This is a genomic window from Pantoea sp. CTOTU50773, from assembly GCF_032082325.1.
GTDB lineage: Bacteria > Pseudomonadota > Gammaproteobacteria > Enterobacterales > Enterobacteriaceae > Pantoea > Pantoea communis.
Genome location: NZ_DAMDQC010000189.1, coordinates 1 through 7,656 on the forward strand (window position 1 = coordinate 1; position 7,656 = coordinate 7,656).

The window sequence follows — 7,656 nt, forward strand, 5'->3', positions numbered from 1 at the left end:
CAAACAGAATTGGCAGCGCAGCATTCTTCGCCCCGGAAATGGTCACTTCACCACTTAAACGGGTGGGGCCTTGCACACGAAATTTGTCCATTAACGGCTCTCAATTATCTATCAACAAAACAACCTGTGAGGCGCTTAGAAACCGTTGAGTTTACGGTCGCGCGCCCACTCGGTTGGGGTATAAGTTTTGATGGAAACCGCATGAATACGGTTATCCGCAATGTATTCCATCAGCGGCGCATAAACAGCCTGCTGTTTTTTCACACGACTCAGTTCACCGAACATCTCACCCACCGCGATCACCTGAAAATGACTGCCGTCGTTGCTGAGAACATGTACTTCATCTAATGGCAGCGCCTGCATCAGCACGGCCTGAACTTCACTATTTTCCATCGCTCTTTGCTTCACTTAATAATAATAAGGCGGATATCTTAGAGGAAAGCGCCTGACTCTTAAATACGCAAAAGCCCCTGAATAAATCAGGGGCTTTTGGCGATGACAACGTTATCAGGCGATTTTTTCCGCAGAAACAATAATCTGCTGCAGGTTATACAGCGCAATTAATGACTGGAGTTTGTCGTTGATACCGGTGAAAAGTGGCGTGCTACCTTGTGCCCGCGCGATCTCGCGCAGGTGGACTAACAAAGCCAGTCCCGCTGAATCCACGCGCTCCAGCGCCGCGACATCAATGGTCGCGATATCCACCATGGCGGTTTCACGTTCATGCCACAATGACAGCAGGGTATCGCGATCCAACATGCCGCTTAAAGATAGCGTGCTGGCATTGCGCTGCCAGCGTAACGGTTCGCTCATGCTTACTGTTTATCCAGAGTGATAGGCTGCGCTGCGTAAGTTTTCAACTGCGCGGTCAGACCATCAATGCCCTTAGTACGCAGCAAATCACTCCACTCATTTTGTTTGGTCGTGATCATGCTGATGCCTTCAGCCACCATATCATAGGCCTGCCAGTTGCCGGTCTGGCTGTTCTTGCGCCATTGGAAATCAAGGCGCACAGGCGGACGGCCGTTCGGATCCAAAATAGTCACGCGAATCGCCACGATGTTAGCATCGCCAATCGGCTGCGATTGCTGAATCTGGTAGGTTTGGCCGTGGTACAACGCCAGCGCCTGGCCATAAGCCTGAGCCAGATAATCGCCAAATGCCGCAAAGTAAGCGTCACGCTGTGCCGGAGTAGCCTCACGATAATAGCGGCCCAGCACCAGCGCACCCGCGTACTTGATCTGTACATACGGCAGCAACTCCTGACGCACCACCTCACGCAGATAGTTAGGATCCTGCTTGATTTTAGGTTGCTCGTTTTTCAAGCGGGTGAAGGTCTTCGCCGCCGCTTCATTCATTAATTTATAAGGATCGCTCTGATCCGCTGCATTGGCCGCCAGCGGCACAATCGCCAGCATGGCAATCATCAGGAAACGTTTGAACATCGTGTTTTACCTCTCTATTCCGTTGTAGCAGGTGCTGCCGGAGCAGGCGCACTCTCGGTGCCCTGCTTTTGATTATCGTTTTTGTTATCGCCGCTCTTGTAGAGGAACTGGCCGATCAAATCTTCCAGCACCATCGCGGATTTGGTGTCACGCAACGTGCCGCCATCTTTCAGCATTGCCGAACCCAGTTCTGGATCGTCAAAGCCTAAATTCAGTGCGAGGAACTGTTCACCCAGCAGACCTTGCGTGCGAATGGCCAGCGAGCTGGTGTCCGGGATTTTGTCAGCATACTGATCGCTGATGTCCATGGTGACACGCGGTGACAGCGTTTTATCATCCAGCGAAATATCCGTTACTCGACCAATCACCACACCACCAATTTTCACCGGTGAGCTGACTTTTAGGCCGCCAATATTATCGAAAGTGGCATACAGCTTCCATGTCGGTTCGGTGCCAAGTGACTTGAGATCGGCCACGCGCAGGCTGAGGAATAACAGTGCCAACAGTGCTGCCAGCATGAAGACGCCAACCCAGATTTCGTTTTTCTTGCTTTGCATTGCATCAATTCCCAAACATCAGTGCTGTCAGCACAAAGTCCAAACCGAGTACCGCCAGTGAAGCATGCACTACGGTACGCGTTGTCGCCCGACTAATCCCTTCCGAGGTCGGGATGGCATCATAGCCATTGAACAGCGCAATCCAGGTTACCGTCACGGCAAAGACTGCGCTTTTAATGATGCAGTTGATGACATCGGTGCGAAAATCCACGGCATTTTGCATCGCTGACCAGAAGAAGCCCGGATCGATGCCTTTCCAGCCCACGCCCACCAACGCCCCACCGGCAATACCGACTGCCGTAAAGATCAAGGCTAGCAGCGGCATGCTGATAAACCCTGCCCAGAAGCGCGGCGAAACCACGCGACGCAGCGGATCAACGGCCATCATTTCCATGCTGGAGAGCTGTTCGGTGGCTTTCATCAAACCAATTTCTGCCGTCAGGGCTGAACCCGCGCGTCCTGCAAACAGCAATGCCGTGACCACGGGACCCAGTTCGCGCAGCAGCGACAAGGCCACCAGCATGCCGAGACTGGTTTCAGCGCTGTAGGTCGTCAGCACCAGATAACCCTGCAGGCCCAGCACCATACCAATGAATAAACCCGAGACCACAATGATCAGCAGCGACAGCACACCCACGCTGTACAGCTGTTTTACCAGCAGTGGCGCGTGGCGGCGGAAGGCAGGTTTACCCACCAGCGCATGAAACAGCATCAGGCCTGCACGGCCAAACGCCGCGCAAGTATTAATTCCCTGACGTCCAAGTGACGCCAGCGCCTTTAGCAACATCAGTTTACGTTCTCCCTGCACGAGTCAGATCGCTGAGGTAATCCCCGGCAGCGAAGCGGAATGGCACTGGACCGTCCGCATGACCCTCAATAAACTGGCGCACGCGCGGATCGGGATTTTCCCGCAACTCCGGCGCACTGCCCTGGGCAATAATCTTTTGACCGGCAACAATATAGGCATGGTCAGCAATGCTCAAGACCTCTGGCACATCGTGTGAAACCACAATGCAGGTCACACCTAACGAGTGGTTCAATTCATCGATCAATTTCACCAGCACGCCCATGGTAATCGGATCCTGGCCGACAAAGGGCTCATCGAACATGATCAGGTCCGGCTCCAGCGCAATCGCGCGCGCCAGTGCGGCACGGCGCGCCATGCCACCAGAAAGCTCGGCCGGCATCAGTTTAGCTGCACCGCGCAGGCCGACTGCTTCCAGCTTCATCATCACCGTGCTGTGCAGCAATTCCGGCGGTAATTGTGTGTGCTCACGCAACGGCCAGGCAACGTTATCAAAGACGTTAAGATCGGTAAAAAGTGCACCCGACTGGAACAACATGCTCATTTTTTTTCGCACTTCATACAATTTAGTGCGGGAAAGCGCTGGGATATTCTGGTCACGGAACCAAATTTCCCCTTTATCCGGTTGCAACTGACCACCAATCAGGCGCAGCAGCGTGGTTTTTCCAATCCCGGATGGCCCCATAATAGCAGTCACTTTACCCGCTGGCACGGTAAGCGAAATGTCATCAAAGATGACGCGGTCTCCGCGAGTGAAGCTGACGCCACGAACCTCAACCAGATTCGTTTTTTGCTGGATCATCGTTACCTCTTTATGCGGATCGGGCGTAATCAAAGTCGTGGATGGTAGCCTGGTAGACCACAATGCACGATAGTTTTACAGAAACTTACCCGTCAGGTGTGGCGAAAACGGCCTTAAAATTTACTTTTGCCTCTCAGACAGTCAAAATCAGCGCCTGTTTCCGCGCGCGCAATGTATTTACCTGTCGGACAAGGTTTGCCGACACACCTATCCATCAAGGATTTTTCATGTTCGTAGCCACTGCCCTGCTGTTTATTGGATTGATTTTACTGGCTTACGGTGCTGACCGTCTGGTTTTCAGTGCCGCGATCCTGTGTCGATCCTTCGGCATTCCTCCGCTGATCATCGGTATGACAGTGGTAAGCATTGGCACATCGTTACCCGAACTGATCGTTTCTTTTTCTGCGGCGCAGCATGGGCAAATGGATTTAGCTGTAGGGACGGCGCTGGGCTCAAACATTACCAATATTCTGCTGATCCTCGGCGGTGCCGCACTTTTGCATCCATTGACAGTGCACTCCAATCTGATTCGGCGCGAACTCCCCCTGATGCTGCTGGTCTCACTGCTGAGTGGCATCATGTTGTTTGATAATCACCTTAGTCGACTTGATGGCATCGCGCTGCTGCTGATTGCTTTAGGTTATCTGCTGATCGCCATTCGCATCGCCCGCCGCGCAGAGCGGGATAACAACGATACGTTAACGCGCGAACAATTGGCTGAACTGCCGCGCGATGAAGCTGGCAATACCGTGGCCTTTCTGTGGCTGGCGGTGGCGCTGATTATTCTGCCGATGTCAACGCGGATGGTGATCGATAATGCCACCGTGTTTGCCGACTATTTTGGTGTCAGCGAGCTGGTCATGGGTCTGACGTTGATTGCCGTCGGCACCAGCCTGCCTGAACTGGCTACCGTATTGGCGGGTGCATTGAAAGGTGAAGACGATATCGCTATCGGTAACCTGATTGGCGCTAATATCTTTAATCTGGCCATTGTGCTGGGCCTGCCCGCGCTGGTGCACCCCGGCAGCGTTGATGCACACGCTTTCGCACGAGATTACTGGGTGATGCTAGGTGTCAGCGTGCTGTTCGCCCTACTTTGCCTGTTACGCAAACGCCGGATTGGCCGCGTAGCGGGCTCTCTTTTGTTATCGGGATTTATTGCGTGGGTTCTGTGGCTGTGGCTCAGCCCTGCGCTCATCACAAGTTATTAAGGACGGACTGACCATGTCACATCAGCAACCGGTTTTTGATTACCAACAGGCAGGTAAAGCGGTACTGCGCATCGAACGCGAAGGGCTGGAGCAGCTCGATCAGTATATTAATGCCGACTTTAGCCGCGCCTGCGAAATGATCATTGCCTGCCGTGGAAAAGTGGTGGTGATGGGCATGGGCAAATCCGGTCATATTGGTGCAAAAATGGCAGCGACTTTTGCCAGTACCGGTACGTCTTCATTCTTTGTTCATCCTGGCGAAGCGAGCCATGGTGACCTCGGCATGGTGACAGCAAACGACGTGGTGATCGCTATCTCTAATAGTGGCGAATCGAACGAAATTCTGGCCCTCATCCCGGTCCTCAAGCGACAGAAAGTGCCGTTGATTTGCCTCACCAGCCGTCCGGAGAGTGCCATGGGGCGTGCCGCTGACGTGCATTTATGCGTGAAGGTTCCACAGGAAGCGTGCCCGCTTGGTCTGGCACCGACCTCCAGTACTACCGCCACGCTGGTGATGGGCGATGCACTGGCAGTTGCCCTGCTGGAAGCACGCGGCTTTACTCAGGAAGACTTTGCGCTCTCGCATCCCGGTGGCGCACTGGGCCGCAAACTGCTGCTACACGTGAGCGATATCATGCACAGTGGTGACGAGATCCCACACGTCAGCCGCGATGCGTCGCTGCGGGATGCGTTGCTGGAAATTACGCGCAAAAACCTCGGCCTGACGGTGATTGTTGACGACCTGATGAAAATCGAAGGCATTTTCACTGATGGCGACTTACGCCGCATCTTCGATATGGGTATCGATTTCCAGTCAGCCAGCATTCAGGATGTGATGACGCGCGGCGGGATTCGCGTGCGCCCGAATATGCTGGCTGTCGACGCACTGAATCTGATGCAAAACAAAAACATCACTGCGGTGCTGGTCGCCGATGACGATCGTCTGCTCGGTGTGGTACATATGCATGACATGCTGCGCGCTGGCGTAGTTTGAACAGGAACAAATAATGAGTGTTGAAACCACGATGATCGATACCTGCTATGGCCCGGTGAGTGCCGATGTAATGGCTCGGGCGGCGCAGATTCGCCTGCTTATTTGCGATGTCGACGGTGTGATGTCTGACGGCGTGATTTACATGGGCAACAACGGCGAAGAATTGAAAGCCTTTAACGTCCGTGATGGCTATGGTATCCGCTGCCTGCTGACCTCTGATATCGAAGTGGCTATTATTACTGGCCGCAAAGCGAAGCTGCTGGAAGATCGTTGCCAGACGCTCGGCATTACGCATCTTTATCAGGGACAATCAGATAAGCTTTTGGCGTGGCGTGAACTCCTGGATAAACTGTCATTATCTGCTGAACAAGTGGCTTACATCGGCGATGATTTGATCGACTGGCCTGTGATGGCGGAGGCCGGTTTGAGTGTGGCCGTCGCCGATGCCCACCCCGTGTTATTACCTCGTGCACACTACGTCACCCGTATTGCCGGTGGCCGTGGTGCGATACGTGAACTCTGCGATCTGATTTTGATGGCGCAGAACAAATTTGAGGATGCCAAAGGGCAATCAGTATGAGTAAGAGCAGGCGTTGGATAACGCTAATTTTGGCCTTGATCGCCCTGGTGCTGATCGGCTGGAATCTCACCAACCAGGACGATAGCGAAGCGCCGGTGGCGACCAATAGCCAGGAGCCAACCTATACCAGCGAGAAGTCCCATTCTGTGGTGTACAACCCCACGGGCGCGCTGGCGTACAAACTGATCTCGGATAAAGTGACTTACTTTGCGGCAGATGAGGTGAGCTGGTTCGATAATCCGGTTGCAACCACGTATGATGAAAATAAAGTGCCCACCTGGACTATACGTGCCGATAGGGCAAAGCTGACCAAAGATCGTATGCTGTATCTATATGGTCACGTCGAAGTGAATACCCTGACCCAGGATTCTCAACTTGAGCGCATTATTACCGATACGGCTCAGGTTAATCTGGTCACCCAGGATGTGACATCTGACGATCAAGTCACCCTATTTGGCCGCAGTTTTAATTCCACTGGCATGAAGATGCGCGGCAATTTACGAACCAAGAATGCCCAGCTGCTTGAAAAGGTCAAAACTTCCTATGAAATCCAAAATGAACAAAAACAGCCTTAAGTTGTTGTTGGTAAGCGCCTTACTGGCGACCAGCCTGCCCGCGCTGGCCCTGACGGGAGACTCTGACAAACCCGTTAATATTGATTCGGTGAATCAGGCGCTGGATCTGCAAGGCAACGTGGCGACCTTTACCGGCAATGTCATTGTGACCCAGGGTTCAATCAAAATCACCGCTGACAAAGTGGTGGTCACACGTCCAGGTGGCGACAGTAAAAAAACTATCGTGGATGCCTACGGCGCTCCCGCCACTTTCTACCAGATGCAGGATAACGGCAAACCCGTGCAGGGCCACGCCTCAAAACTGCATTATGAGCTGGCGAACGATTTCGTTGAACTGACGGGCAATGCCTTCATTCAGCAGCTGGACAGCAACATCAAAGGCGATCGCATCACTTACCTGGTGAAAGAGCAGAAAATGCAGGCCTTTAGCCAGGGCGAAAGCAAACGCGTCACCACCGTACTGGTGCCGTCGCAGTTGCAGGACAAAAACGGCTCGTCCACGAGCCCTAAAAAGAGTAACTGATCGCTATGGCCACATTAGTCGCTGAAAACCTGGCGAAAGCCTATAAAGGCCGCCGCGTGGTGGAAGATGTCAGCCTGCAGGTAAAATCTGGCGAGATTGTCGGCCTGCTGGGTCCAAACGGTGCCGGCAAGACCACCACATTCTATATGGTTGTCGGGATTGTG

At 53.2% G+C, this 7,656-nt stretch carries 12 protein-coding genes; 6 read left to right on the top strand and 6 right to left on the bottom strand.

The window, feature by feature from the left end:
• Positions 1-135: 135 nt before the first annotated feature.
• The 6 genes from ibaG to mlaF all read right to left on the bottom strand — a co-directional run bounded on the left by ibaG (position 136) and on the right by mlaF (position 3,609).
• On the bottom strand, positions 136-393 hold the full coding sequence (gene ibaG, locus RT340_RS20455; protein ID WP_034826599.1) for a BolA family iron metabolism protein IbaG: 258 nt from the start codon (positions 391-393) through the stop codon (positions 136-138).
• Between the two features lie 114 nt (positions 394-507).
• Positions 508-813 (bottom strand): lipid asymmetry maintenance protein MlaB, encoded by a 306-nt coding sequence (gene mlaB / locus RT340_RS20460; protein ID WP_034826600.1) that lies wholly within the window; start codon positions 811-813, stop codon positions 508-510.
• Between the two features lie 2 nt (positions 814-815).
• Positions 816-1,445 carry a phospholipid-binding protein MlaC gene (mlaC, locus tag RT340_RS20465; RefSeq protein ID WP_097118192.1) on the bottom strand — a complete coding sequence of 210 codons (630 nt, stop codon included), beginning with the start codon at positions 1,443-1,445 and terminating at the stop codon, positions 816-818.
• 14 nt (positions 1,446-1,459) lie between these two features.
• On the bottom strand, positions 1,460-2,002 hold the full coding sequence (gene mlaD / locus RT340_RS20470; RefSeq protein ID WP_034826604.1) for an outer membrane lipid asymmetry maintenance protein MlaD: 543 nt from the start codon (positions 2,000-2,002) through the stop codon (positions 1,460-1,462).
• Positions 2,003-2,006: 4 nt separating this feature from the next.
• A complete protein-coding gene (mlaE, locus tag RT340_RS20475; RefSeq protein WP_034826606.1) occupies positions 2,007-2,789 on the bottom strand; it encodes a lipid asymmetry maintenance ABC transporter permease subunit MlaE in 783 nt (260 codons plus the stop codon).
• 4 nt (positions 2,790-2,793) lie between these two features.
• Positions 2,794-3,609, bottom strand: a complete 816-nt coding sequence (gene mlaF / locus RT340_RS20480) for a phospholipid ABC transporter ATP-binding protein MlaF (RefSeq protein ID WP_034826608.1) — start codon at positions 3,607-3,609, stop codon at positions 2,794-2,796.
• Positions 3,610-3,836: 227 nt separating this feature from the next.
• On the opposite strand from mlaF, the gene RT340_RS20485 reads away from it, so the two are divergent.
• From RT340_RS20485 to RT340_RS20510, 6 genes are all read left to right on the top strand, one after another.
• Complete coding sequence (locus RT340_RS20485) at positions 3,837-4,820, top strand: calcium/sodium antiporter (protein WP_034826610.1); 984 nt, start codon at positions 3,837-3,839, stop codon at positions 4,818-4,820.
• Positions 4,821-4,833: 13 nt separating this feature from the next.
• Positions 4,834-5,814: an arabinose-5-phosphate isomerase KdsD gene (gene kdsD / locus RT340_RS20490; RefSeq protein WP_034826612.1), complete on the top strand. Its 981-nt coding sequence runs from the start codon at positions 4,834-4,836 to the stop codon at positions 5,812-5,814.
• Between the two features lie 13 nt (positions 5,815-5,827).
• Positions 5,828-6,394, top strand: coding sequence for a 3-deoxy-manno-octulosonate-8-phosphatase KdsC (gene kdsC / locus RT340_RS20495; protein ID WP_313377600.1), 567 nt, complete (start codon positions 5,828-5,830; stop codon positions 6,392-6,394).
• Positions 6,391-6,969, top strand: coding sequence for an LPS export ABC transporter periplasmic protein LptC (lptC, locus tag RT340_RS20500; protein WP_313377601.1), 579 nt, complete (start codon positions 6,391-6,393; stop codon positions 6,967-6,969). The genes kdsC and lptC overlap by 4 nt, the downstream gene beginning before the upstream one ends.
• Complete coding sequence (lptA, locus tag RT340_RS20505; protein WP_034826619.1) at positions 6,938-7,492, top strand: lipopolysaccharide ABC transporter substrate-binding protein LptA; 555 nt, start codon at positions 6,938-6,940, stop codon at positions 7,490-7,492. The genes lptC and lptA overlap by 32 nt, the downstream gene beginning before the upstream one ends.
• A gap of 5 nt (positions 7,493-7,497) precedes the next feature.
• Positions 7,498-7,656: ATP-binding cassette domain-containing protein (locus RT340_RS20510; RefSeq protein WP_313377602.1), on the top strand; the 159-nt coding region annotated here is incomplete at its 3' end.

Excerpts from the sequence above, each read along its gene's own strand:
- ibaG (WP_034826599.1), bottom strand. The coding sequence starts at position 393 with ATGGAAAATAGTGAAGTTCAGGCCGTGCTGATGCAGGCGCTGCCATTA.
- mlaB (WP_034826600.1), bottom strand. The coding sequence starts at position 813 with ATGAGCGAACCGTTACGCTGGCAGCGCAATGCCAGCACGCTATCTTTA.
- mlaC (WP_097118192.1), bottom strand. The coding sequence starts at position 1,445 with ATGTTCAAACGTTTCCTGATGATTGCCATGCTGGCGATTGTGCCGCTG.
- mlaD (WP_034826604.1), bottom strand. The coding sequence starts at position 2,002 with ATGCAAAGCAAGAAAAACGAAATCTGGGTTGGCGTCTTCATGCTGGCA.
- mlaE (WP_034826606.1), bottom strand. The coding sequence starts at position 2,789 with ATGTTGCTAAAGGCGCTGGCGTCACTTGGACGTCAGGGAATTAATACT.
- mlaF (WP_034826608.1), bottom strand. The coding sequence starts at position 3,609 with ATGATCCAGCAAAAAACGAATCTGGTTGAGGTTCGTGGCGTCAGCTTC.
- RT340_RS20485 (WP_034826610.1), top strand. The coding sequence starts at position 3,837 with ATGTTCGTAGCCACTGCCCTGCTGTTTATTGGATTGATTTTACTGGCT.
- kdsD (WP_034826612.1), top strand. The coding sequence starts at position 4,834 with ATGTCACATCAGCAACCGGTTTTTGATTACCAACAGGCAGGTAAAGCG.
- kdsC (WP_313377600.1), top strand. The coding sequence starts at position 5,828 with ATGAGTGTTGAAACCACGATGATCGATACCTGCTATGGCCCGGTGAGT.
- lptC (WP_313377601.1), top strand. The coding sequence starts at position 6,391 with ATGAGTAAGAGCAGGCGTTGGATAACGCTAATTTTGGCCTTGATCGCC.
- lptA (WP_034826619.1), top strand. The coding sequence starts at position 6,938 with ATGAAATCCAAAATGAACAAAAACAGCCTTAAGTTGTTGTTGGTAAGC.